A 23,056-nucleotide genomic window follows, 5' to 3' on the forward strand; every position below is an offset into this window, starting at 1 on the left:
CATCTGCCCGCCCTGCTGGTCTCGGCCGAAGGCGTGGTGCTGCGCGCCAATGGCGAGGCCGACGCCCTTCTGGGGGCCGATGCGGCCTGTCCCGGCCGCGACGGTGCCTCGGGTCCGGCCTGCGCGACCGCCGGACCCGGGCGCCAGGCGCAGGCGCAGCGGCTGCTGCAGGGGCGGCTTCCGGGGTCGCTGGTGCGCCGCATCCCGGTCACGCTCGAAGGCACCCAGCCCTGCGATTTCGTCATTCTCTTCGACCGCGCCGTGAATACCCGGGTGGCGCGTGACATCGCCGCTGCCTTCGATCTCAGCGAGGCTGAAACCGAGGTCCTCGGCCTGTCGCTGCAATGCCTCAGCCGCAAGGAGATCGCCGCCCGGCGCGGGGTCTCGCCCGAAACGGTCAAGAAACAGTCCGAACGGATCTTCGCCAAGACCGGCGCCCGGTCGCAGCTGGAACTGACCCTGATCAGCGCCTCCATGTATCGCGACCCGGCGGCGCCGGTCCGGCCCGGCCGCCCCGACCTGCGCGCCTGCGCCTTGCCCTATTTTCCGGACGAACGGGTGCTGTGCGACGGCCGCCGCACCGTGACCTATCGCGTCTTCGGCGATGCCGAGGGTCAGCCGGTTCTCTTCCTTCACGGCACCTACGGCTTCTGCCTCTGGCCCGAGCAGGCCGAACGCGAGGCGGCGCGGCGCGGCTACCGGGTGATCGTCCCGATCCGGCCGGGCTATGGCAACACCACTGGCACCGCGCCGGGCGACGGCGTCCTGACCCGGATCTTCGACGACATCCGCCAGATCCTCGACCGCGAAGGCGTGCGGGCCGCCTCGGTGGTGACGCTGGAAAACGACAGCTTTCTGGGCTTTGCCTTCGCCAACCGCTGCCCCGACCGGGTCCGCGCGCTGATCGCCTTCGCGGGGGTGCTGCCGATGACCCGCGAGGTTCAGTACCGCCGCATGGACAAGTGGCATCGCTTCGTGGTCGGCACGGCGCATTACACGCCCGCGCTGATCCCGCTGGTCGCCCGGGCCGGGTTTCACTACGCCGCCCGGATCGGGCGCGAGGACTTCGTGCGGCAGGTCTATGGCGACTCGCCGCCCGACCTGCGGGTGATGGCCGACGCGGCCACGCGCGAGGTCATTCTGGCCGGCACCCGGGTCGCCCTGTCGCCGCGCCATCTGGCCCACCGGGCCTATGCCCAGGAGATGCGCGAATTCGCCCGGGGCGACTGGACCGAGGCGGTCGAGGCCGTCCGCAACCGCCGCTTGCCGGTGCGCTTCGTCAACGGCACCACCGACCCCATTGCGCCGCCGGAAACCGTGCAGGAGTTCCGCGAGGACTACCCCTGGATCGACTTCGAACTGCATGACGATGCGGGGCAGTTCATCTTCTTCAGCCATTGGCCGCGACTTTTCCACGCCCTCGAAAGCCTTCCCGGCCGCGCTGGCCCAGGGGCTTGATCCGGGTATCATCGCCGGTCCTGTCCTGCACCGTCCATTCCCCAACGGGGGAATTGCGCGGGCCGCGCGCGGCCCATAACGTGCAAGGCAACCGCCGGATGTGCGGCGGGATCCGGTCGGTGTCCGGTCGGGGGCAAGCCGCAAGGCCGTCGTCCCCGCCCCGCGGCCGACCGCCTTGCCCGGGAAGCCCGGCCGGTCCCGGCTCGCTTCCGTCAAAGCCGCTTCGGGGCGCGTCCGGCCCGCCCCGGGGCCCGTTTCAAGTCCAAAGACAGAGAGAGACGATGACCACCTGTTTTCCGCTTCCGCTGGCGGCCCTGCTGCTTGCCGCGCCGCCGCTTGCCGCCGAGATGACGCTTGGTTCGCCCGACCTGACCCCGGGCGAGGCCATCGGGCCCGAGTTCGTCTTCGACGGCTTCGGCTGTTCCGGGCCGAACCTGTCGCCCGCGCTAAACTGGTCCGGTGCGCCCGAGGGCACCGGAAGCTTCATCCTGACCGTCTACGACCCGGATGCGCCGACGGGATCGGGGTTCTGGCACTGGTCGCTGTTCAACCTGCCCGCGGACACCGTGGCGCTGCCGCGCGGCGCGGGCAAGGCGGCCGACCTGCCCGCCGGCGCGGTTCAGGCCCGCAACGACTATTCGCAGAACGCCTATGGCGGCCCGTGCCCGCCCGAAGGCGACGCCCCGCATCGCTACGTCTTCACGATCTATGCGATGCCGCAGGACGCGCTGCCCATCGACGAAACCGCCTCGGGCGCGGTCGTGGGCTTCTTCGCCCATACCGGCGCGCTGGACAGCGCAAGCCTGACCGCGACCTACGGGCGTTGATCCTGAAGCGGAGGAGGGGGGGGGGCCTGGCCCAAGGGCGCTCCGGTGTCTTCGGGGCCAGGATGCCTCTCCGGTGCCGCGCGGGCGGCGCGGCGCCGGGATTCCTTCCTGCTGGAACGAGGAGAATCGCAGTGAAAGCCAGCGTTTTCGCCACGATTGCCCCGGCCACGCTGCCTGCTTTCGCGGTCCCGGCCGCCACCGTTTCCTGCACCACCGTCGCCCATGTCAGCGTCAGCGGCCATTTCGCCGACTTCGATCGGGAGCGGTTGGGAGACAGCGATAGGCTTCAGGACCAGTCCCTGCTTTCCGGCGCCTCCAGGTCCGAGGCTTTCATCGACATGTCCGGCGAGGGGCCGTTTTGCGATCTGGACCCGATCACCGGTCTGCCGCGCGCCCAAAGGGCGTCCGCAAGCCTCTGCTGGGACCTGACAACCGGTACCTTCCGGGTCGAGACCTTCGCCTGTTCCACCAGCGACGCCCACGCGTCGAGTTCGATGGCCGCGGTCCACACCCCGGAGCGGGTGACCGTTCAGAACGACGGCGCGCTTTTCGCCAATATGGGGCCAGCGGCACCTATGCGACGACGGGCCCCTCCCACAATCTCGAATACTCGGTCCATCCGATCAACCTGAGCGCTCTTGCGAGGGGTGAGGCCGACCTGGCCAGCGACATCGATCAGATCGACCAGGACGGGACGAACGCGCCGCTGAGCGATACGATCGACCGTTACCTGATCGCTTCCGTGCCCGTCCTTGCCGGAGACGTGGTCGATGCCATCTTCACGTATCGTTTCGGCAGGCCGGTGAGTGACGGGATGGCCAGCTACGACTTCAACCACACCGTCCTGGCGGGGATCGGCGCGAGCGAGGGCGTCGGCTACAGCTTTGCCGACCCGGTCTTCCTGTCGAACCAGGCGCTCGGGTTCGACCCCGCGCCGGCCCCTCCGCCGGCATCGGCAGCTTTGCCGCTGGGCGGGCTCGCGGGGCTGGGCCTTGGGCGCCGCCGCCGGATATCGGGGGCCCGACCGGCCCTTGCGCTTTCGCCTGCCGGGCGTCCGGGAGGCGCATGCCCCGACAGGCGCGGCAACGTGCCCTTTGGCGGCGGAGGCGCGCCGCATTGAGGGCGACGCACGGTCCTTCCCTGTCGGAGGGGCATGGAGGCCCGACAAGGCCGACGGGTCGCGCCCTCGCTTCACCCGGCCTGGGCGACAGATCCGCCGTTCGGCAAGGACACGGCGCGGGCCGTCAAGCGCGCAGGACCGCGATGGAAAGGTCCGACGTCCTCCGATCATTGCCGCGAGGACGGCGGTCCGGATCGCCACGCCGGAACGTGTCGGACCGGCGGCTCCGCCGCGGCATCGCCGTTGCTCGTCAGGCCGGACAGGACGCTTGCAGGCAGGGCGCCAAGCGACGTCTGCCGCCCGGCGCGGGCGGCGGCGGCATCTCCTGCGAACAGTACCTCGTCGGCCGGGCGCAGGCGGATCAGGCGCTCGGCTTCGTCCAGGGTCGAGAACTCATCCAGCAGTCGGGCGGCGTTCCGGCGCGCCCCGACGGCGTCTCCGGCCCGGACTTGCCTGCGCAGCCGGATCTCCAGGGCGCGCCGGCGCCAGCGACGGCCCATCCGCACGGCAAGGCGTCCGGCAGGGCTGCGGCCGCGCGTCGCGAGCGCCGCTGTGGCCAGAGCCGACAGCCCGGCCAGTCCCCAGAACGCCCAGCCCGGAGGGCCGACGGGCCGCGCCCGGGGACCCGCGCTGGCGGAAAAGCTGGCATAGCCGATGGGGGCGGCGGGGATCGTGGCCGACCGCGCTGTCCTGTCGCCGGTATCGAACCAGGGCAGGGTGATGGCCGGAATGACGCCCGGCTCGCCCGTGACCGGACGCAGATGCCACGTCCAGACCACCGTCGCGACCGGCCCCTCCGGCGTGACCTGGAAATCGCGCTCTTCGGGCGGGGCGAAGACGATCAGCCAGGGCTGTCGCAGGTCCGGCTGCGGCGGCATCCTCTCGGGCGTGGCGCCGAAGGCGCGCAGCACGACCCGGCGTGTGGCGCCTTGTCCGTCGGCCAGCCGCGCCGGATCGACATCCCAGCTGTCGGAAATCTCCAGCGCGCGCAGCGGAAGCCAGCGATCGGTGCCCGTCGCGGGTTTCGGGCGCACGTTCAGCGCGACGGGGGCCGAGCGGACCGTGACCGTCTTGCGCCCGCCATCCGGCCCCAGAACCTCCAGCGCATGGGCGACGGGAAGGATGCGCAGCGCGCCCGCCCGGCGCGGATAAAAGGCGATCCGCCGCTCGAACACCCGCGCCGGACGCCCGTCGATACGCTCTTCTTTCCAGCGGTCCTGCCCCAGCCTCACCCAGTCGAAATCGGTCATCGGCCGCAGCTTGACCTCCTCGCGCGTGATGACCTGCCGGTAGATGCCGCGCAGGGTCGCAAGCACCATCTCGCCCTCGAAGGGCGCGACCGCGCGCGGATCGAGGATCAGCTCGAGCCGGGGGGCGTCGCGATCCTGCGCCCGGTCCTGCGCATGTGCGGGAAGCGCGATCAAAAGCAGGAGAACGAGAAGCCTCACCATCTGTCGGCCTCGATTTCCTGCGCCTCGCCCGCGGCCTGGCGGCGCGCCATCTCGGCGGCCAGCCGGGCCCTGAGATACGCGCCGGGGGCATCCTCGAGTGTGTCGAGCCAGGCACTGTCGGCCGCGGCGCTGCGCTCGCCGGTGACCGGGCGCCGGTTCGAGTCGCGCTGCGGATCGGTCTCGCGCTCCAGGATCGGCCGGTCCGGCGCGTCGGGGTCGAAGGCGACGGTGCGCAGCCCCGCCTCGGCCAGGATCGTCTCGATGCGCCCGTGGCCCATGGCTTCGCCGACGACCGGCGGCACCAGCGCCTGGACGATGTCGCGGTTCCGGCGCGCCGCGTCGTCGTTGCGGTTGGCGAAGAGGACGGCGTCGAAATAGGCGACGGAAAGGGCATAGTCTCCGGTCGCGGCCAGCGTCAGCCCCCGGTTATAGGTGGCGCCGCGCCCGAGGGCCGCGACGGCCGCATCGGCCTCGGCATGGCGACCGGCGTCGTAAAGGGCCGCCGCCCGCGCCGCCGGATCGCCGATCAGCGGCAGCGCGAGCGACGGAAAGCCCGCGCGCCACAAGAACTTGCCCCAGGCCTGCGGACCGGCAAGCAAAGCGCAGGCCAGCGCGCAGGCCAGCGCGCAGGCCAGCGCCTTGGCTGTGGGATGGCGCGGTTTCATGTCGATGGCCGCCGGAACAGGGCCGCAAGCGGCAGCAGCGCCAGAGCGGCCAGCCACGGGCCGTGATCGCGGTATTGCAGGGCCCGCAGGTCGGGGGCGTCGGGCTGGCGGTCGCGCCGCCGGGGCAGAAGGCGGTCGATCCCGGCCGGTGCGGTGGCGTCCGCGACCCGCCCGCCGCCGGCCTCCGCCACGGCGGCCAGCGCCGTGCGCGAGGCGGAGGGCATCCCGTAGGGCGGGGCATCCTCTGGCACGAAGATCGCCGAGACCCGGCTTCCCTCGGCAGCCATCCGGCGGGCGATCTCCGTCGCCTCCGGCCCCATCCCGCCGCCATCCGACACGAGGACCACATCGGGTGCCCGTGCCCCGGCATCGGCCAGGGCACGCCGTGCGAGGGTCAGGGCGCGGTCGGGCCGGGTGCCTGCGACCGGCATGGTCCCGCGGTCGGCCACGGCGATCAGGCCTTGCACAAGGCCGGGGTCGTCGGTGGGCACGCTGGCCAGAAAGCTTTCGCCCGCATAGACGATCAGGCCGGTGGGGCGGTCGGCCTCGATGTCGATCAGGCGCGCAAGGGCCGCCTGCGCATCGTCCAAGCTGCCGCCCTCGGTCATCGAGGGCGAAAGGTCGAGCAGGATCATCAGCCTGTCGGTGTTGCGCGGAACGGGCGCGTTCGGCGCGCGGCTGGCCGGTCCCGCCAGCCCGGCAAGAAGCAGCGCCATCGCAAGGCTCATCAGCCAGGGGGCGGCGCCATTGCGGGGGGCCGACACCCAGCCGCGCCCGCGCATCGCGTCCAGCAGATCGGCGTCGATCACGGCGCGCCAGGCGCCCAGCCCGTCGGCCCGGCGTGCGACCAGCGCGCCGGCGACCAGCGCCAGCGGCAGGCCCGCCAGCCACAAGGGCCGCAGCAGAAGGACCTCCGGGCCGGTCATGCCGTGTCCCGCGCCTGCAGAACCATCGCGCCCCCGAGGCAGAGCGCCGCGAAGGCCGCGGGCCAGGTCCAGAGCCCCCGCCAGGTCCGCAGCGGGGGCAGGGCGGCAAGGCTCGGCTCCAGCCGGTCGACGGCCTCGGCGACGGCCTCAAGGTCGTCGGTGGTCCGGACCCGGAACGTCTTGCCCCCGGCGGCCTCGGCGATGCGGCGCAGGGTATCCGCATCGACCGCGTCGCGGGACACCGGGTCATCGGTCAGGTCCGCCGGTCCCAGGGCGATGGTGTAGACCCGCATGCCAAGGTCGCGCGCGGCCCGGGCCGCCGCCACCGGATCGACCGGCCCGGTCGTGTCGCGCCCGTCGGACAACAGCAGGATCACGCGGCTTCCGCCGTCGCGATCCCGCAGCCGGCGGATCGCAAGGCCCAGCCCGTCGGCAATCGCCGTGGCCTTGCCCGAAACGCCGATCTGCAGGCCCTCGATGACATCGGCCACCGCAGCCAGGTCATGGGTGGGTGCCGCCGCCACATAGGCGCGCTCGCCAAAGACGACGAGCCCCACCCGGTCGCCGACGCGCCCCCGGACGAACGCCGCCGCGACGGCCTGCACCGCGGCCAGCCGCGACACCGTCTGCCCGTTCAACCGGAAATCCTCGCGCTCCATCGACCCGGACAGATCCAGCGCCAGAACGATGTCGCGCCCCGAGGCCGGGAGGACATCCAGAACACGCTCCTGCCTCGGCCCGGCCAGCGCGGCCACCAGGGCGATCCAGGCCGCGCCCAGCGCGATCGACCGCGCATGGCGGCGGACCGGGGCCGATCCCGCCGCGTGGAACGCCGTGGCCAGCGCCGGAGGCAGGCCAAGAGCGCCCGCACCCGGCCTTTGCGGCGGCAGAAAGCGCACCAGCAACAAGGGCAGCGGCAGAAGGGCCAGCACCCAGGGGAAAGACAGGCTCATGGCTTCGCCCTCCGGGCCGCCGCGATCACCGCGGCTTCAAGCGGCGCGGGATCGGGCGCCGTCCCGGGGTCGTAGAGCGCCTGCCGCATCGACGGCGGTGCCGTCCCGCCCAGGTCGCGCAGCAGCAGGGCAAGACCCGCCAGCCGCTCCTGCGGCGGCAGGCCGGCCAGCGCGGCGATGGCGGCGCGGGCCTCGTCCAGGGGCCGGGCGCGCGGCGCCGTCACCGCCCGCCAAAGGGCCGACAGGATCGCCCCGGCCAGCAGCCCCAGCGCCAGCGCGACGCAGGCGTCCTGCAGACCGAACCGGGCGAAATCGGCCGGAACGCGGACCGGTGCCAGACGGGAGACAAGCTCGTCGGGGGTCATGCCGGCAGGACCTCCGCCGCATCGGCCCGGACGACCCGGACCGCAATCCCGCGGTCCGTCAGAAACGCCGCCGTGCCCGAGGGGCCAAAGCGCCCGCGGATCAGGGCATGACCGATCCGGGCGGTCAGACGCGCCCGCGGCGGGGCGGTTTCGACGGCATCCTGAACCAGCAGAACCTCGAAAGGATTGCGACACATCAGGTCGGTGGCGATGTTCGCGAACGCTGCGCCGGGGCTGTCCATCCCGGTCGCGAGGACAACCGCCGTGCCCGAGGGCACGCGCGCGGCAACCGCCGCGAGCCCGTCGCAAAGCGGGGCCGCCTCGCCCGCGGCCTGCGCTATCGCCTCGGCATGGCTGCGCGCGAGACCGGCCGCGATCTCCAGCATCGCCGCCTGCCGGGGGCGGGAGGGCCACCAGTCCAGCCCCGCGTCGCGCAGGATCGCCAGCCCGACCCGTCCGCCCGCCAGCACGCAGGCCCAGCCCTCGACCGCCGCCGCCTCGGCCGCCGCGACCGACCGGAACCGCCCCCGCGTCCCCTAGAACATCGGGCCGCGCAGATCGACGACCAACAGCAGGCTGCGCTCGACCTCCTCGTGGCGCCGCCGCAGCTGCGGCCGCCCGCTGCGCGCGGTGGCGGCCGGATCGACAAGCCGCGGATCGTCGCCCTCGAGGAAGGGCCGCAGGTCGTAAAGATCGCCGCCCTCGCCGCGCCGCGGCCCGGACAGCGCCGCGACCCGTCCGCGCGCGAGCCCCGCAGCGGCGTTCGGCCCGACCCGAGAGGCCAGCGCCACAAGCCGGTCCCGCGACAGCACGGCCCCCGATATCGCCTCGCCGCCCATCACAAGGGCTCCACCGCCGCGAGGATCTCGGCCATCAGCCCGCGCGAGGTCTCGCCCGCGGCCCGGGCCCGCCAGGTCGGGGCCATGCGGTGGCACAGCACATCGGGCGCCAGCGCCGCCACGTCTTCGGGAACCGCGTAATCGCGCCCGTTCAGCCAGGCCCGCGCCCGCGCCGCCGCCGCCAGAGACAGGGTGCCGCGCGGACTGACCGCATGCTGGATGCGCCCGGTCACCGCCAGCCCCTCGACCGCCGTCCGCGTCGCCATCACCAGCGCCACGATATGGCGCCGGAGCGCGGGCGACAGGTGCACCTGCACCACCTCGGCCTTCATCGCGGTCAGCGTCGCGAGATCAAGACAGGCCGCGGCAGGACCGGAAGGAGCGCGCAATTCGCCCTCGACGAGATCGAGGATCGCCAGTTCCGTCTCGGCATCCGGCAGCTCCAGCAGGACATGAAACAGGAACCGGTCCAGCTGCGCCTCGGGCAACGGGAAGGTGCCTTCCTGTTCCAGCGGGTTCTGCGTCGCCACGACCATGAAGGGATCGGGCAGGGCGCGCGCGATGCCGCCGCTGGTCACCTGGCCCTCGGCCATGGCCTCCAGCAGGGCGGATTGCACCTTGGGCGGGGCGCGGTTGATCTCGTCCACCAACACGAGCGAATGAAAGACCGGCCCCGGCAGGAACACCATCTGCCCGCTTTCCGGCCGCCAGGCCTGGGTGCCGGTCACGTCCGAGGGCATCAGGTCGGGCGTGCACTGGATGCGGGCAAAGCTGCCCTCGACCGCGTCGGACAGCCGCCGCACGGACCGCGTCTTGGCCAGCCCGGGCGGCCCCTCGATCAGGATATGCCCGCCGGTCAGCAGGCAGATCACCAGCCGTTCGACAAGAGCCGCCTGTCCGATCAGCCCGGCCTCCATGCGCTGCGTCAGCCGTCGCGCCGCGTCGGCCAGCGTCTCCGCCCGTGCAAGATCTTCCATGCGCGCCTCCCGAAACTCCCGTTTCAGCAAGGCATGAAGCCGGCCGATGACAAAGCCTTTCCCGGCAAACCGCGAAAGGTCGGGCAAAATGCCCGCGACAAACAGGCAGGTTTCCCCGATCCTCGGGACAGGAGATCGGGGAGGATATCCTATGAGCTTGAGGCTGCGGCTCGTTCTGACGCTCTGGCTGGTGACGCTGCTGGCCGGCGCCCTCACGGTCGGCTTCGCGGCGACCGCCGCCTACGAGACCGCCGACCGGTCCACCCGCAACACGCTGACCCGCGCGGGCTATGCCCTCGAACGCGCCTATCACATGGAGCCGCGCGCGGGCGATCCGCTTTATACCGAGATGACGTCGATCAAGCTGCTGGGCCTGATGGCCCCGGGCACCTGCATCCGGTTCGAGCAGCGCCTGATCTCGGAGCGGCGGATCTGCGCCAGCTGGCAGATGTTCGGGCCGATCGCGCCGGACGGCTTCCGCAAGACGGTCACGCGGGTCTTCGGCCCGGTGGCGCCCGCGACCGGAGAAGGCCGCGCCCCGGGGGGCGGGATCTTCTCGGTCGAGGTGACCTTCGATCCGGTCGCCGCCGCGACGCTGGCCTGGCAGCGGGTGCGGCTTGCGCTCTGGCAGACGCTGGGCATGGCGGCGGGGGTGCTGTTCCTCGGCACGCTCGCGATCTATTCCCGGCTGGAACCGGTGGGACCCATCGTCCGGGGGCTCGACCGGCTCAGCGCGGGCGATCTCGACACCCGCGTGACGCGCTCGGGCGCGCCGGAATTCCGCAAGATCGCCGATGCGGTCAACCGGCTCGCGCAGCAGCTCACGGCCAGCACCGAGGCGCGGCGGGTCCTCACGCGCCGCCTGATCGAGGTCGAGGATGTCGAGCGGCGGCAGCTGGCGCGCGACCTGCATGACGAATTCGGCCAGATGCTGACGGCGACGGCGGCGCTGGCCGCCTCGATCGGCCTGGCCGCGCCGCCCGGACACCCGGCGCTGGCCCGCGATGCCGAGGCCATCGGCGCCAATATCCGGGCCATGATGACCTGCCTGCGCGGCGCCTTCGCCCGGCTGCGTCCGCCCGATCTCGACGAGGTCGGGCTGACCGCCAGCCTGCGCGGCATGCTCTCGGGCTGGCAGGCGCAAAGCGGCGCCCGGCTGCGGCTGGACAGTACGCTGGACGAGGACGGCCTGAGTGGCGCGGTCGCGCTCGATCTCTACCGGATCGTGCAGGAATGCGTCACCAATGCCATGCGCCACGGCACGCCCTCCCGGGTCGATGTCGCCCTGCATGCCGAGGGCGACGCCATCGTCCTGACCGTCGAGGACGACGGCGGCGGCCATATCGACGGGGGCGCGCCCGGCCATGGCCTGATCGGCATGGCGGAACGCACCGAGGCGATGGGCGGCAGGCTACGGCTGGAAGAGGGCGCCCGGGGGGTGCGCATCCGCGTGCGCTTGCCGATGGCGCGGGGGCGCTCTGCGGCATGAAGGACTGCAGCGTCATCATCGTCGACGATCACCCGGTCGTGCGCGAGGGCTACCGCCGCCTGATCGACCTGCAACCGGGCCTCAAGATCGCCGGAGAGGCCGAGGATGCGCGCGCGGCCTATGCCCAGTTCCGCGCCTTGCGGCCCGATGTCGTGGTGATGGACGTGACCCTGCCCGGCGCCAGCGGGATCGAGGCGATCCGGCATATCCGCCAGTACGATGACAGTGCGCGGATCGTGGTCTTCACCATGCATCTCAGCGCGGCCTTCGCGCTCAAGGCCGTCCAGGCGGGGGCCATGGGTTACATCACCAAAAGCAGCGATCCCAGGCTGTTGGTCGAGGCGATCTTCGGCGCCTTGCGCGGGCAGACGGTGATTTCGCCCGACGTGATCGAGGCCATCGCCCGCGACCGCATCTCGGGCATCGGCACCGGCCTCACCGATCTCAGCCCGCGCCAGACCGAGATCCTGTGCCTGCTGGCGCGGGGCTGGTCTGCCGAGCGCATCGCCGGGGAACTGTCGATCAGCCCCAAGACGGTGCGCAACAACCACTACCAGATCAAGAGCATCCTCGGTCTCGAAACCGATGCCCAGCTGGTCTGGTTCGCGCTGGAGACGGGGTTGCTGCCCGCCATCTGACCGGAGCTCCGCGCCCGGGTGTGCCATGGGCCGAGGCCCCCGCGGACCGGATCGCCCGGGACGACGGCGCGACGCGCACGGGCAGGATGGCGCGATCGGCCCACTCAGGATCCGATCCGGCCCATCGCAGAAGACAGGGACGGTCGCACGGCGCGGGTTCGGCGCGGGCCTAGACCTCGATCGTGACCGACGGCGCGCTGCGTTTCGCCTCGCCCTGATAGACGGCCTCGATGTTGTTGCCATCGGGGTCCAGCACGAAAGCGGCATAATATTGCGGATGATAGGCCCGTATGCCCGGCGCACCGTTGTCGGTGCCCCCATGGTCCAGCGCGGCGCGGTGGAAGGCATCGACCGTCGCGCGATCCCTTGCCTGAAAGGCCAGGTGATGGCGCCCGGTCAAGGCGCCCGCGGCCGTCGGGCTGTCCGCCGACGACACGACAAGCTCATCCGCCAGGAAGCACCCCCGGTCGGTGCCGAGCACCGGGATCTCCAGCACGGCCATGACGGCCCTGTAGAAGCGTTCGCTCGCACCGAGATCCCGGACCACAAGCTGAATGTGATCGATCAGTCGTCCTCGGTGGAGCCGGATCTCTGCCATGGTCCTGGTTTCCGTCGAGCGGAAGAAGCATCTCTCCTTCGCACAGTCCCGAGCGAAAGCAAGGCCCCCGGGGCGCGGATCTGCACCTCTGCCCGGCCTCGGGAACCGGAACCGCCGGGTCCCGGGCTCAACGACCCGTGGCGCGAGCCGCGCGCACGAAACCCGGCCTCAGTCGGCCGAAGGCCCTGCCGCAGGTCGCACCACGGGACCCCTGGCGGTCCGGGCGACCGGGGTGAGGGGCGCCCGAGACGGCCGGGCGGATCGAAGTGCGGGCGCTGGGCCGCAGGAGGTAACCGCCATGAAGCGGCGAGCACGCGTCGGCCTCTCGGGGCGCGCCAGGGGCCGCGTCGCCAGGGTGTTCGCCCGGCGCCACGCGCTGTCGTACCTAGTGCATGGCGTGTTCCGTCATCGGGCGGTCGAAGCCGCCCTTGCCGTCGGGAATGGCGATCCGGACGTTCTGCATCATCCCCTCGTCCTCGTGGTCGAGGATGTGACAGTGCAGGACGAAATCGCCGATATAGCGCTCGTAGCGGGTGCGCAGCCTGACCAGATGGCCGGGCAGGATGAACAGCGTGTCCTTCCACGCGCCCTTGAGCCCCGCATATTGCGGCTCGTCGCTGTCCGGCCCGCTGACATCGACATAGGTGGCCGGGTCGTTCGGGTCGATGTCGCAATGCCGCGCGCCTGCCGCCCCCGTCGCGCAGCCCGCATCGGGCTGGTATTTCAGCACCTCGGCGATCTGGAACGGATTGACATGGATGTGGAACGGATGCCCGCCGCCCCCGAACGAGGTCAGCGTCCATTCCTCGACGCCGCCCAGCGGCAGGATGCGGTCGAACCGTGTGGCCTCGTAGGACGCGGCCCCGACCAGCGCGAAGGGCGCGCCGTTATCGACATGGGTGGGCGCGATCCGGCCGATCATGAAGGCGAAGGGCGGCCCCTGGATCGTGAAGCCCACGGTCTGCTGCCCCGACACCTCGTGATCGGCGATGTCGCGATGCTTGACGAAGGCGTCAAGCCGGCCCTCGGCCAGCTCCGCAAGGATCGCCTCGCGCGCCGCCGGGTCCTCGATCCGGGCCTCGATCGAGCGTTCCAGCATCGCCATCACCTGATCCGCCCCGCCATCGCCCGCCAGAGGCGCGTCGGCGGGCGCCACTTCGAGAAAGCCCAGAAGCGCGGTGTCGTTGTCGTTGAGGTTGATGTCGGACCCCGGCGCGGTGGCCGCGTCGACGATGCAATAGGTGCCCGCCGAGGGGAAACTGACCAGAACGTCCTCGCGATAGGCGGGCTGCAGCAGCAGTTCGGGGCCGGTCCGGATCTCCGGCCGGGTCAGACCGTCGGTCGCGACCCGCACCAGATCCAGCGGCCCGCCGGAACAGACCTGCTCGACGGTCTCGGCCATCGCGTCGCGGCTCTTGCCCCCGGTGCCCTCGGCCAGCCGCGCCCGCAGGTCCTCGGCCGTGCCGCCCTCGACCTTGCGGATCTCGAGCCCGATGGTTTCGCGTACGCCGCCATGGATCAGCCGCCAGCGCTCGACCCGGCCGGCCACGGCGCCCGGCTGCTGTTTCTGGATCTCGCCGTTGATCGCCGTGTGGCGGCCCGAGCGCGGCCAGCTGCCGAACCCGACCTGGTCGAAGGCGTTGCCGGGGCCGGGTTCGACCATGCCGATGTCGCCCTCGTCGCAGAACCAGCCGTTCGCGTCGGCCTTGATCGCGCCCACCACCGGCAGATCGGCCGCGGGCGTGCCCCCGGCGGCCAGCGCGTCGACCTCGGCCCGGGTCCAACGGCAGGCATAGGCGATCTGCTGAAAGAGGATGGTGCGTTCGGGAAAGCGGACCCCGGCTGTTCCGTCATAGGCACCGGCCGGGCCTTCGGGACGGGGCAGGATCACGTCAAGATCTCCCGGCGCGGCCCAGCCGGTCGCCCCCAGCCGGGGCTGGCGGTCGCCGCGGATCAACAGGATGCCCGCCATCCCGCTCGACACCTGCGGCGCGGTCGAGCCGTGCCGGTGGGCGTGATACCAGAAGGTGCCCGCCGGATGGTCGTTGGGGATGTTGTATTCATAGGTGAACCGGATGCCGGGATTGACCGTCAACAACACGTTGTCGCTGTTGCCCTGCGGGCTGACCCAAAGCCCGTGGGTATGCATGTTGGTCAGGTTGAAATTGGCGCAGCTGGGTTCGTTGTGATCCTCGGGTTCTCCGGTACAGCGCAGCGGGTTGCCATTCGCGTCCTCGCCCGGCAGCACCATGTCCTGCGGGCGCGGCAGCGCGTTCTCGAAGGTCAGGCGGAAGGTGTCGCCCGGCGCGATCTCGACCACCGGCGCGACATAGGCATTCCGCTGCGCGACCGGGGCGCCGGTCTCGTCCAGCACCAGCCCGGCATAGGCGCGCAGCCGTACGCTGTCATAGCCGCGTGGGTCGGTTTCGGGAAAGGCCGGGTTGCGCAGCTGCCCGTCGACATAGCGCAGGGCCAGATCGTAACAGACATCGGCGCCGGCGCAGCGATCTTCGGCATCGGAGGGACCCGCGCTTTCCAGAGCTGCGCCGGGTTCGGCCCCGTCCGCTTCCGGGCGCAGCATGGCCGCGCGGGGCGGCGGTTCGGCAATGTCCTGAGCCCGGACCGGACCGGCGCAGAGGCTGCAGGCTGAGGCGGCAAGAAGGGCGGCGGTCGGCAGGCGCGAGACGATGAAACGGTCTCCGGACATGAAATACTCCCCGTCGATTGAGTGCTGGAAAATCTCGGAACTATGCCAGAAGTCTCTCACGGGGGCCGATTCCCTTCAAGGGAGAGGCCTCACGCAACGTCAATCGCCGGAAGCGATCTTCCGTCGGGGACCTTTGTCTGTCCTTGGGTGGGATGGCGCCTTCCGGCGCTCCGGCGGCCGGTCCGGGCCCGGCGGGATCGCCCCTGCGCGCGGACCGCAAGACGGGGAGGGGGCCGGGCGACACTGGGCCGCCCGGCGCTGTTCTTTCAGGATCGCGGGCGCGTCACGCCGCGTCGTAGCGGGCGAAGATCTCGGTCGATCCGTCGCGCCGGATCAGGTGGACGTCATAGGCGTCACGACGGCTTTCCGGTCCCATGCCGGGCGATCCCATCGGCATGCCGGGCACCGCCAGGCCCACGGCCTCGGGCCGCTCGTCCAGCAGGCGGCGGATGTCGGCCACGGGCACATGGCCCTCGATCATGTAGCCCTCGATGGTGCCGGTATGGCACGAGATCATGCTGCGCGGAATCCCGTTGCGGGTCTTGAAGCGGGCGAGCGCGGTGCCTCTGGCCGCCTCGACGGTCACCTCGAACCCCTCTTTCCGGAGGATCTCGATCCAGGCGGTGCAGCATCCGCAATTGGGGTCCTTGAGCACATGCATCGCCGGAACCGCCGCGCGTGCGGCCAGCGGCAGGGCGGCGGCGATCCCGAGGGCCGCGCCCCCGAACAGGACAGAGCGGCGGGTTGGATTTGCATTGGTCATGTCATTGCTCCTGTTTTCTGGCAGGGTTTTCGGCACGGCCTTCGGCCCGGTCTTGGGCAGGGGCCTGTGGTCCCGTGCGCGGGGGGACGATCTTCAGTTGACGGTGATGGTGCCGTGCATCCCGGCCTCCATATGGCCCATGATGAGGCAAGCGAACTGGACGCTGCCCGGCTCGGAGAAGGTCCAGACCAGCTCGCCCGTTTCGCCCGGCGCAAGCTGGAGGGCGTTCGGGTCGTGGTGGCGCATCGGGCCCATCTCGGCCATCTTCTGCATGTGCGCGCGGTTGTCCTCGACGGTGCCGAGGACGATTTCGTGATCCATGTAGCCGGTGTTCTCGACCTCGAAGCGGATCGTCTCGCCCTGTTTGACGTCAAGCGCGGCGGGCTCGAAGCCCATGCCGTCGGCGGTCTCGACCATGCGGATCGTGACGCTGCGATCGGCCTCGGCGGCACTGCCGGGCTGGCCGATGGAGGTCTGGCCATGGCCGTGACCAGACGCGTTGCCGTCCGCGACGGCCGTGGTGGAAGCAAGCGCAAGAGCGGTTGCGACGAGAAGGGATTTCATGATGTTTCCTGAACGACAGCGCCTCCCGCGAGGCGCGGATGAGCGGGGTCCGCAGCCCTCCGGTCGCACCGGGCCGGGCTTGCGGCGGATGCAAGAGGTTCAGGACAGATGTCGAGGCGGTCGGTGCAGGCTTTCGGCACGCGCGGTCGGCGGTCTGGCGCTCAGCGCCGATGCATAGTTCGCCGGGGCCATCGCCAGCGGGCGGGCCACGAAGGTTTCGGGCGCCTCGATCCAGGCACAGGCGTGAAGTCCGCAAAAGAGGCAGGGAACCGACGGGCCATGGCCCGGTCCCGGATCCCCGAAGGCCGCGTCGGCGACATGCATGCCAGGAGCCATGTCCTGAGTCGCCATCGAGGCCGCGGCCGCGCAGCCGCTGTCCCCTGCCGTCGCATGGCCCGTCTGCGCCACCATAGCGGCGGGCAGCAGGAGCGCCAGACAGAGCACCCTCAGGACTGTGAGCAGCGGTTTCATCTCGCATCCACCTAGGCAGGAGCGGCGAGTCGCGGCAAGCGGGCTTCGATCACTTCGTCGCGACCCGCCCGAAGCGCGGCAAGCCCTGACCGCGTCCGTGCGGCGGCCTCCGGTCCGCCAACAGCCGGTGGCCCGGTTTTCCCGTCCTCCGGGCGCAACGGTCCCCGGGCGCGCCAGGGTCGGTCCCGGCTTCCTGCGGTCCGGTGCGGTCCCGCGGGGTACGTCCGGCAGCCGCCCCAGAGGCCCTAAGGACGCCCTGCGCCGGTCTCAGCCCGCTTTCAGAAACAGATCCGCTGTGCGGGTGTCGGAAATGCGAGTGTTGGCGAAACGCGCCTTGAGGCAGGCCAGGACCGCCGGTTGCTGCCGCTGCCGGCCGGCCACCATGTTCAGGTAAGGCACCGCGCGCAGCTGCGCGAGTGCGATCGACAGGGCCCGGGCGGTAAAGTCGGGCGCAACCTGCCGACTCCAGTCGTCGATCACATTGGCCAGCAAATCCGCGGCCGGATGACAGGCCGCGACCATCGCCTGATCCTCGGCCGGAATCGAATCGTGGATCATCGATTCGCCGGGTTCCCAGGGTGCCGTGGCCATCAGCACCCGGGTCAGCCGCGGGAAGAACGCATGCGCGGTGGCAATGCCCGGCTCCCTGTGCAGAGTCTCGGCGGCCTCGCGCGAACTCAGCACGATCGGCGCGAAGAGCCGCCAGGAGGGCCCCGAGGCGATTTGCGCCATGCGCCGCACGGTTTCGGTCGGGTTGTCCGGGAGGCTGGTCGAACGGGCCACGTCGGCGATCCGGACCAGAGTGCAGCGCGGCCGCGACAGGATCAGCCTTGACACCCGGCTGGTGGAGCGCCCCGAGGCGACGCCAAGAATGGCGCTCTGGACCGTGTGCTGGATCAGATAGGAGGCTGCGGCCTCGGCCAGCACCTGCAGCACCCGGTCGTCGGGCCGTGCGGGCACGACGATGCAGCGCTCGAAGCCACAGCGATCCCGTCGGGGCGGGACGGATGATGCTGACCAGGCCGGTCTCGCGCGCTTCCTGCAGCCGGCGCGCCAGCTTGAAGCTGCTGATCCCCAGCGTCTCGCCGATGGCAGAGCGCGACTCGTCATGCCGGAAAAACACCTCGGACGCTCTCAGCATCAGGGTTGCCCGCTCGGGCGACAGCGCGCGGCCGGCCCCGCGTTCTTTTCCTCGCTGATGAATCCGCCCGGCCCTCCTGCCGCGTTCCGCATCAACGGAGACGATGGGTCCGTCAAGGTCATGCCGAGGCGTGCCGGGCCGGTGAAATACTCTGCGTCCGGCCCGCAATTTCGCGCGTCCGGGCAACCGACGCGGCGACCGAGGGCCGGAACCGGGGCTTCATCTCGAGGCTCAGGATCACCTTTTCGGGGAAGTCGCAGCGCGCGAAGATGGCGTCCCGGGGAATCGAGCCCCAGTCCATCGGCAGATGCCGGTCGCCATGGCCGAAGGTCACGCGCTCGCCGTCGCTGTGCATTTCGAGGTCGTCCTGAAGACCGAAACTGTCATGCAGGTGCAGATGCCGCGCGCGCGGCGCCAGCCCGGCGATCTCGTCGAGATAGTCGGCCTGCCGTCCTTCGTAGCCCAGCTTCAGCCAGGCATGGCTGAAATCGATCGTCGCCCAGAGATTGCGGTGGTCGATCCCGGCCATGTCCCGGGCCAGCCGCAGCGGCGAGGCCGTCAGCATCCGGACGACATAGCCGGCGAACAGCGCCTCGACGCAGGTGTTCACGCCCAGCGCGCGGGCCGTCTCGGCGGCTTCGCAGGGGCGGATTGCCCGCGGGCAAAGGCGTCCTCGACGCCGGGTGCCTGCTGTTGCGGTGTCAGCCCGCCATGCAGCATGTAATTCACCGCTCCGATCTCGGCCGCCACCTCGAGCGAGGCTTCGAGCACCTGCATGTGCTGCGCAATCCGCCAGGGATCGTCCATCAGGTTGATCGCAAGGCGGCCATGGACGGAAGATACCAGATCGCGCCCTGCGCAGATCCTGCGAAGCGGGTCGAGCCGTCCGGGACGACTGCGGCCGCCGCGGACGATAAAGCGCATAGGTCTGGAAGACCATGGCGCAGCCCCGCGCGCGCGGTTCCAGGCCCTCGACCCGCCAGCCGCCGATATGGATCTCGCCCGGGGCGACGGGCTCCGGCCCGGCGGCCATGCAGGCGGGGGCAGAAGGGGCGGCAAAGGGCACCGCAAGCTCGAACCGGTGCGCTTGGGGAAATCGCCCGCGGTCCACGCCGCGCCGATCTGCCCGCGGCCACGACCTCAGCCGCTGTCCCCCGAGGAAAACGCATAGCGCGGCGGGCCGAAGATGTTGCTCAGCGGTCGGCGCGCCAGACCGGCGCTTTGCATCCATAGCAGCCCGCGTTCGATCTCGGCCTCTTTCGGGACCTCCAGCGTCGCGGGATAAAGCCCCGTCTCGCGGGCCCTCGTCAGCCGCTCGCGCAGCTCGCGGGCGCTCAGCGCCTCGTCATGGGAGTCGATCAGCGCGGTCATGGCCAGGCGCACCCCGGTCGAAAAATCTTCCGAGGTCTCAAGCTGGCGCCGCAGCAGGAAGGCCTTCAGCACCGCGCGGGCGGCCGCGTCCCCGACATCGCCCTTGAGCCCCTTCGGATAGACCGGCCAAAGCCCCTGCCACAGGCGCTTCAGCCCCCATTGCGCGATGCCGCCCATCGCGCGGCTGTCGAAAAGATGCCCGCCGATCCGGGTCAGGCGCACGAGAAACTGGCGCCGCATCTGTTGCAGCGCGCCAAGGCCGATCTGCGGCCAGGCGGGCATCGGGATCTCGGCATCCAGTCCGGCACCGGGGCTCACGCAGGGATCGACGATGCGCAGCCCCTCGGGGATCGCCTCGCCCTTGGCCCGCGCCGCGCGGGCCGCTTGCAGGTGCGGGTGATCGGCATCGAGCGCCAGGATCGGGTTGTCGGCATCCAGCAGGAAGTGGCTTTCGAGGAATTTCTGGCAGTTGCGCTGTCCCAGAACGAAGTCGTGCAGCCGGAAGCCGCGCGCAAAGAAGCCGCTGAACCCGTCCAGCGCACCGCAGGCGATGGCATCCGCCCCCCGGGCCGCGGGGCTGGACCCGGTCGCCGAGCGCACCGGCGCGATCATGAAGCGCGAATGCACATCGCTGTTGGTGGCATGCAGCAGCTCGTCGATCTTGAACCGCGCCTGACTGACCAGCGTCGGAAACAGCCGCATCACGCTGGGCAGCAGGCCGCCCAGCCGCAGGGTCTCGTCCATCGTCAGCGCGACATAGTCGGGCGAGCGCGGGAAGGGGTCGATCATGATGACGGCGCGGTCGGCCCTGTTGCCCTCGCGGGCGTTGCTCAGCAGCGCGGCCCCCGCCGCGGACCGGCGCAGCGTGAAGCGGGCGATGTCGAAGGGTTCGTTGTTGATCACCCCCCCATCCACCGCAAGATAGGTTGCGGCTCCGGTCAGCGCCGTGCCGGTCCCGAAATAGGGGCGCGGCAGGACCATGTGATCGGGCGCGGCCTCGATGGTCAGCGCGCCGCCCTCGGTGAAGGGGGTTTCGGGGTCCCAGGCGCCAAGCTGCAGGGGCGTCGCCGCGATGGTCCGGGGCGCGAGCCCCACCGGAAAGGCCCCCGAGGCCAGCGCCGAGACGGTCATGTCATACCAGCGCGAGCCCGGGTCCGACACGAAGGGCACGGTCCCGGCGGCATCCGTCTGATCGGGGTCGAGCGCGATCCCCCGGTCGCCCCAGCGGTCGAGCCAGGCCGAGGGATGCTCGGTCACGCCAAGGCCATGCACCCGGAAATGCCGCGACAGCCCGTGCTGTTGCATCCGGTATTCGCTGCCGGGAAAGCGGATCTGGTAGAGCACGCCGTTCAGCCCGGTCGTCGTCACGAAGACGTCGAGGTCCTTGGCCAGGAAGTCATAGCGCGGCTTGCCGCCCAGCGGCGGAACGCCGGTCAGCGCGGCCCGCGTCGCATCGTCGAGATGCGAGGAATCGAGCACGGAAAGGATCGGTACCGGCGCGTCCTTGGGCCGCGCGGGCGCGCCCAGAAGCGGCGCGGGATCGTCCAGATCCTTCGTCGCCAGAAACCCCGTTTCGGTCGCGGGGGCCCAGAACCGGATCTGATCGACCCAGGCGTCGAACAGCGGCTCGAGCGCCGCGCGGCATTGCGCCGTCGTCCCGTCGGCGGCGGGATAGTCGACCGGGCGCCCCTCGGACAGCCGCGCGCCCTCGCCCGCGCCTGCGTGGCCCTTCAGCAGGCCTGCCAGGGTCAGGCCCGCGCACATGCCGCCGGCCGAGGCGCCGGTCATGACCTTCACCACCACCCTGTGGCGCGGAGGTGCCGGGTCCTCGGCGCTGGGACCGGCCCGGACCCGCGCGTTATGTGCGTCGATGGCGCGGAACAGATAGTCCAGAACGCCCGCCGAATAGGCCCCGGCCGACACCGCGCCCGCCATGGTCAGGCCGATCAGGAAGACCGGGGCGTCCTCGGTCGGCGGGTCTTGGGGCGGGATGGCGGTGTCGGGCATGGCGCGAGGCTCCGGATAGCGGCGGCAGGGATCAGGTCTTGACCGGAAGGGTCATGGTGATGGCATAGCGGCCGGTATCGCCGCCGAGGTTGCGATCAAGGATCTGCTGCAGGCGCGTGGTCTTCTGGATCTCGCGCCAGCCGACCTTCGAGAAGGTGCGCGGGTTGAAGGCATGTTCCGACAGAAGCGGGTTCGTCAGCGCCTGCGAGAAGGCGTCGAGCGCCACCATCCGTCCGATCAGCGGCGGCACCGCCGCGCGCGGCGCCACATCCTCGGCAAAGAGCCCGACGAAGAATTCGACCTTGTCGACATCGCCGTCGTAGAGTTCTTTCAAGAGGCGGATCCGTTCGGGATGGCCGGTGATCTGTTCGAACCGGCGCACGCGGCCATAGCCGACCGCCGCGCGGTAGTCGTTATAGGAGGCCAGCCGATGCGCGCGGCCCTGCGCGACCGAGGCCAGCTCGACCGGGATCAGGAACCCGGCCGTGTTCAGAAGCCCCATGTTCCAGGCCCGCTGGGTGCTGGCGCGCTGCATCGCCTGGCCGAGGCCCAGTTTCGTCAGATGGCTGTTGTCGAAAAGCAGCCGGTCGCCCGGCACCGGCGTATCGGCAAGGTCGAAATAGTCGGGCGTCAGGCTGTGCCAGCGGTAGAGCAGGTTGAACTCGATGGGGATCCAGTTCGGCTTGTTCCAGGGCTTGTTCCAGCAGGCCGAGGGATCGGCCGTCAGCTGGAAGTGATAGGGCGAGATGTGGTTGATGTACTCCTCGACCACGATCTTGATCAGCAGGCAGATGTTCACGTTCCGCGCGGTCTGGAACACGCGCTCGTCGTCCCAGTCGGGGTTCGCCTCCTCGATCAGCCCGGCCAGACGGTTATGCTCGCGCAGGAAGAGGATGTTCAGCATCGCGGTATAGGGCGAGGTATTGGCCCGCTCGCCCGCGAAGGCGAAGATCGTGGGCTTGATCTCAGCCGCGCGCTCCGACCCCACCAGGTTCAGGTACTCGGTCAGCCGCAGCGGCGGGCGCAGCGCCTTGAATTCGGGCTTCACCTCGCCGTCGGGGCCGAAATAGCGCGGCGCCCAGACCTCGCCCGTGTCGGGGTCGGTCTCGGTCTTCAGCCGACCCTTATGGCCCTTCTCCTCGGATTTCGCGCGGATCGCGTCGCTTTCGGCGCGGCTGAGTCCGTAAAGCGGATTGAAGTCGATATGATGCGAGGTGTGGGTCTTTCGCACATCCGACGGGTCGGTCATCAGGAAGCCGTCGGTGAACCACTGCGCGAAGGACGGAAACAGCAGGCTGCTGTTCTCGGACAGCGTCTCTTCGCCCGGCGGGGTGCGAAAGAGCGCCTCAAGCGCTTCCAGCGGCGGCAGCGGCCCGCGCTTGTCGCCCTCCTGGCCCAGCGTGCCGGGCGGCAGGTGCCGCTTGAACCAGGTGCGGTCCATCATCAGCTCCCACGAGGTGTAATCGGCCATGCCGTTGGCCGTGTCCCCATGCACCGCCATCGATCCGTAGGGCGACGGCCGGAACCGCGCGCGCCGCACGGCAAGGTCGATGATCGTCCGGTTGGCAAACCGCCGGAGCGGCTCGATCGACATCACGAAGCGCCAGAGCGCGGGGTAGTTGCTGAGGACATGGGCCTCGAACCGGTTCTCCAGCCCATCGGCCGACTCGTCGCGCGGCGGGTGATTTCTCAGCTTCGTGGGCATGCGGTCACTTTCGGCACGGGC

24 protein-coding genes and 1 pseudogene are annotated in these 23,056 nt (G+C 70.7%); 6 read left to right on the forward strand and 19 right to left on the reverse strand.

What is annotated here, in order from left to right; genetic code table 11:
- Positions 1-33: 33 nt before the first annotated feature.
- From BYZ73_RS08185 to BYZ73_RS08200, 4 genes are all read left to right on the forward strand, one after another.
- Positions 34-1,458, forward strand: coding sequence for an alpha/beta fold hydrolase (locus BYZ73_RS08185; RefSeq protein WP_181497998.1), 1,425 nt, complete (start codon positions 34-36; stop codon positions 1,456-1,458).
- A 281-nt stretch (positions 1,459-1,739) separates the two neighbouring features.
- Positions 1,740-2,285 carry a YbhB/YbcL family Raf kinase inhibitor-like protein gene (locus BYZ73_RS08190; RefSeq protein WP_112315587.1) on the forward strand — a complete coding sequence of 182 codons (546 nt, stop codon included), beginning with the start codon at positions 1,740-1,742 and terminating at the stop codon, positions 2,283-2,285.
- Positions 2,286-2,416: 131 nt separating this feature from the next.
- A complete protein-coding gene (locus BYZ73_RS08195) occupies positions 2,417-2,917 on the forward strand; it encodes a thiamin pyrophosphokinase (protein WP_112315588.1) in 501 nt (166 codons plus the stop codon).
- Positions 2,918-3,027: 110 nt separating this feature from the next.
- Complete coding sequence (locus BYZ73_RS08200; RefSeq protein WP_146746272.1) at positions 3,028-3,405, forward strand: hypothetical protein; 378 nt, start codon at positions 3,028-3,030, stop codon at positions 3,403-3,405.
- Positions 3,406-3,572: 167 nt separating this feature from the next.
- Here the strand turns inward: BYZ73_RS08200 and BYZ73_RS08205 are convergent, their stop codons facing one another.
- The 8 genes from BYZ73_RS08205 to BYZ73_RS08235 form a co-directional block, all read right to left on the reverse strand.
- Positions 3,573-4,856, reverse strand: coding sequence for a BatD family protein (locus tag BYZ73_RS08205; RefSeq protein WP_112315590.1), 1,284 nt, complete (start codon positions 4,854-4,856; stop codon positions 3,573-3,575).
- The gene (locus BYZ73_RS08210; RefSeq protein WP_112315591.1) at positions 4,850-5,521 is read right to left on the reverse strand and encodes a hypothetical protein; all 672 of its coding nucleotides are present in this window, start codon (positions 5,519-5,521) and stop codon (positions 4,850-4,852) included. The genes BYZ73_RS08205 and BYZ73_RS08210 overlap by 7 nt, the downstream gene beginning before the upstream one ends.
- The gene (locus tag BYZ73_RS08215; RefSeq protein WP_112315592.1) at positions 5,518-6,447 is read right to left on the reverse strand and encodes a vWA domain-containing protein; all 930 of its coding nucleotides are present in this window, start codon (positions 6,445-6,447) and stop codon (positions 5,518-5,520) included. The genes BYZ73_RS08210 and BYZ73_RS08215 overlap by 4 nt, the downstream gene beginning before the upstream one ends.
- On the reverse strand, positions 6,444-7,400 hold the full coding sequence (locus BYZ73_RS08220) for a VWA domain-containing protein (RefSeq protein WP_112315593.1): 957 nt from the start codon (positions 7,398-7,400) through the stop codon (positions 6,444-6,446). Before BYZ73_RS08220 ends, BYZ73_RS08215 begins: the two co-directional genes overlap by 4 nt.
- Entirely contained in the window at positions 7,397-7,765 is a 369-nt protein-coding gene (locus tag BYZ73_RS08225) for a hypothetical protein (protein WP_112315594.1), read from the reverse strand. The genes BYZ73_RS08220 and BYZ73_RS08225 overlap by 4 nt, the downstream gene beginning before the upstream one ends.
- Positions 7,762-8,235, reverse strand: a complete 474-nt coding sequence (locus tag BYZ73_RS23755) for a hypothetical protein (protein WP_245943086.1) — start codon at positions 8,233-8,235, stop codon at positions 7,762-7,764. The genes BYZ73_RS08225 and BYZ73_RS23755 overlap by 4 nt, the downstream gene beginning before the upstream one ends.
- A gap of 66 nt (positions 8,236-8,301) precedes the next feature.
- Positions 8,302-8,604, reverse strand: coding sequence for a DUF58 domain-containing protein (locus BYZ73_RS23760; protein WP_245943087.1), 303 nt, complete (start codon positions 8,602-8,604; stop codon positions 8,302-8,304).
- Complete coding sequence (locus BYZ73_RS08235) at positions 8,604-9,581, reverse strand: AAA family ATPase (protein ID WP_112315621.1); 978 nt, start codon at positions 9,579-9,581, stop codon at positions 8,604-8,606. Before BYZ73_RS08235 ends, BYZ73_RS23760 begins: the two co-directional genes overlap by 1 nt.
- Positions 9,582-9,732: 151 nt before the next feature.
- Here BYZ73_RS08235 and BYZ73_RS08240 point away from each other — a divergent pair, with 151 nt between their 5' ends.
- Together BYZ73_RS08240 and BYZ73_RS08245 are read left to right on the forward strand one after the other, a co-directional pair.
- Positions 9,733-11,070 carry an ATP-binding protein gene (locus BYZ73_RS08240; protein WP_112315595.1) on the forward strand — a complete coding sequence of 446 codons (1,338 nt, stop codon included), beginning with the start codon at positions 9,733-9,735 and terminating at the stop codon, positions 11,068-11,070.
- On the forward strand, positions 11,067-11,708 hold the full coding sequence (locus BYZ73_RS08245) for a response regulator (RefSeq protein WP_112315596.1): 642 nt from the start codon (positions 11,067-11,069) through the stop codon (positions 11,706-11,708). The genes BYZ73_RS08240 and BYZ73_RS08245 overlap by 4 nt, the downstream gene beginning before the upstream one ends.
- A gap of 169 nt (positions 11,709-11,877) precedes the next feature.
- Here BYZ73_RS08245 and BYZ73_RS08250 read toward each other — a convergent pair whose 3' ends face one another.
- From BYZ73_RS08250 to BYZ73_RS08290, 11 genes and pseudogenes are all read right to left on the reverse strand, one after another.
- On the reverse strand, positions 11,878-12,297 hold the full coding sequence (locus BYZ73_RS08250) for a VOC family protein (protein ID WP_220086812.1): 420 nt from the start codon (positions 12,295-12,297) through the stop codon (positions 11,878-11,880).
- A gap of 394 nt (positions 12,298-12,691) precedes the next feature.
- On the reverse strand, positions 12,692-15,013 hold the full coding sequence (locus BYZ73_RS08255) for a multicopper oxidase family protein (protein ID WP_245943088.1): 2,322 nt from the start codon (positions 15,011-15,013) through the stop codon (positions 12,692-12,694).
- A gap of 283 nt (positions 15,014-15,296) precedes the next feature.
- Positions 15,297-15,776, reverse strand: a complete 480-nt coding sequence (locus tag BYZ73_RS08260; RefSeq protein WP_112315598.1) for a DUF411 domain-containing protein — start codon at positions 15,774-15,776, stop codon at positions 15,297-15,299.
- Between the two features lie 93 nt (positions 15,777-15,869).
- Positions 15,870-16,340: a cupredoxin domain-containing protein gene (locus tag BYZ73_RS08265; RefSeq protein WP_112315599.1), complete on the reverse strand. Its 471-nt coding sequence runs from the start codon at positions 16,338-16,340 to the stop codon at positions 15,870-15,872.
- A gap of 99 nt (positions 16,341-16,439) precedes the next feature.
- A complete protein-coding gene (locus tag BYZ73_RS08270) occupies positions 16,440-16,811 on the reverse strand; it encodes a hypothetical protein (RefSeq protein WP_112315600.1) in 372 nt (123 codons plus the stop codon).
- 267 nt (positions 16,812-17,078) lie between these two features.
- Positions 17,079-17,921, reverse strand: coding sequence for a sugar-binding domain-containing protein (locus BYZ73_RS08275; protein WP_112315601.1), 843 nt, complete (start codon positions 17,919-17,921; stop codon positions 17,079-17,081).
- Between the two features lie 149 nt (positions 17,922-18,070).
- Positions 18,071-18,562, reverse strand: a complete 492-nt coding sequence (locus BYZ73_RS22715; protein WP_181498000.1) for a TIM barrel protein — start codon at positions 18,560-18,562, stop codon at positions 18,071-18,073.
- Positions 18,559-18,876 (reverse strand): apurinic/apyrimidinic endonuclease family protein, encoded by a 318-nt coding sequence (locus tag BYZ73_RS22720; protein ID WP_181498001.1) that lies wholly within the window; start codon positions 18,874-18,876, stop codon positions 18,559-18,561. Before BYZ73_RS22720 ends, BYZ73_RS22715 begins: the two co-directional genes overlap by 4 nt.
- Positions 18,866-18,985: pseudogene (locus BYZ73_RS24135) on the reverse strand (ABC transporter ATP-binding protein); the annotation flags it as partial. The gene BYZ73_RS22720 and the pseudogene BYZ73_RS24135, both read right to left, overlap by 11 nt.
- Before the next feature lie 107 nt (positions 18,986-19,092).
- A complete protein-coding gene (locus tag BYZ73_RS08285; protein WP_112315603.1) occupies positions 19,093-21,330 on the reverse strand; it encodes a patatin-like phospholipase family protein in 2,238 nt (745 codons plus the stop codon).
- Positions 21,331-21,361: 31 nt separating this feature from the next.
- Positions 21,362-23,035 carry a peroxidase family protein gene (locus tag BYZ73_RS08290; protein ID WP_112315604.1) on the reverse strand — a complete coding sequence of 558 codons (1,674 nt, stop codon included), beginning with the start codon at positions 23,033-23,035 and terminating at the stop codon, positions 21,362-21,364.
- Positions 23,036-23,056 lie beyond the last annotated feature (21 nt).

It is taken from the genome of Rhodovulum viride, assembly GCF_003265965.1.
Classification (GTDB): domain Bacteria; phylum Pseudomonadota; class Alphaproteobacteria; order Rhodobacterales; family Rhodobacteraceae; genus Rhodovulum; species Rhodovulum kholense.

Bases quoted from the DNA above. Each gene is read 5' to 3' on its own strand.
- BYZ73_RS08190 (WP_112315587.1), top strand. From the start codon at position 1,740: ATGACCACCTGTTTTCCGCTTCCGCTGGCGGCCCTGCTGCTTGCCGCG.
- BYZ73_RS08205 (WP_112315590.1), bottom strand. From the start codon at position 4,856: ATGGTGAGGCTTCTCGTTCTCCTGCTTTTGATCGCGCTTCCCGCACAT.
- BYZ73_RS08210 (WP_112315591.1), bottom strand. From the start codon at position 5,521: ATGAAACCGCGCCATCCCACAGCCAAGGCGCTGGCCTGCGCGCTGGCC.
- BYZ73_RS08215 (WP_112315592.1), bottom strand. From the start codon at position 6,447: ATGACCGGCCCGGAGGTCCTTCTGCTGCGGCCCTTGTGGCTGGCGGGC.
- BYZ73_RS08220 (WP_112315593.1), bottom strand. From the start codon at position 7,400: ATGAGCCTGTCTTTCCCCTGGGTGCTGGCCCTTCTGCCGCTGCCCTTG.
- BYZ73_RS08225 (WP_112315594.1), bottom strand. From the start codon at position 7,765: ATGACCCCCGACGAGCTTGTCTCCCGTCTGGCACCGGTCCGCGTTCCG.
- BYZ73_RS23760 (WP_245943087.1), bottom strand. From the start codon at position 8,604: ATGGGCGGCGAGGCGATATCGGGGGCCGTGCTGTCGCGGGACCGGCTT.
- BYZ73_RS08235 (WP_112315621.1), bottom strand. From the start codon at position 9,581: ATGGAAGATCTTGCACGGGCGGAGACGCTGGCCGACGCGGCGCGACGG.
- BYZ73_RS08240 (WP_112315595.1), top strand. From the start codon at position 9,733: ATGAGCTTGAGGCTGCGGCTCGTTCTGACGCTCTGGCTGGTGACGCTG.
- BYZ73_RS08245 (WP_112315596.1), top strand. From the start codon at position 11,067: ATGAAGGACTGCAGCGTCATCATCGTCGACGATCACCCGGTCGTGCGC.
- BYZ73_RS08255 (WP_245943088.1), bottom strand. From the start codon at position 15,013: ATGTCCGGAGACCGTTTCATCGTCTCGCGCCTGCCGACCGCCGCCCTT.
- BYZ73_RS08260 (WP_112315598.1), bottom strand. From the start codon at position 15,776: ATGACCAATGCAAATCCAACCCGCCGCTCTGTCCTGTTCGGGGGCGCG.
- BYZ73_RS08265 (WP_112315599.1), bottom strand. From the start codon at position 16,340: ATGAAATCCCTTCTCGTCGCAACCGCTCTTGCGCTTGCTTCCACCACG.
- BYZ73_RS08270 (WP_112315600.1), bottom strand. From the start codon at position 16,811: ATGAAACCGCTGCTCACAGTCCTGAGGGTGCTCTGTCTGGCGCTCCTG.
- BYZ73_RS08275 (WP_112315601.1), bottom strand. From the start codon at position 17,921: ATGACGAGTCGCGCTCTGCCATCGGCGAGACGCTGGGGATCAGCAGCT.
- BYZ73_RS22720 (WP_181498001.1), bottom strand. From the start codon at position 18,876: ATGCGCTTTATCGTCCGCGGCGGCCGCAGTCGTCCCGGACGGCTCGAC.
- BYZ73_RS08285 (WP_112315603.1), bottom strand. From the start codon at position 21,330: ATGCCCGACACCGCCATCCCGCCCCAAGACCCGCCGACCGAGGACGCC.
- BYZ73_RS08290 (WP_112315604.1), bottom strand. From the start codon at position 23,035: ATGCCCACGAAGCTGAGAAATCACCCGCCGCGCGACGAGTCGGCCGAT.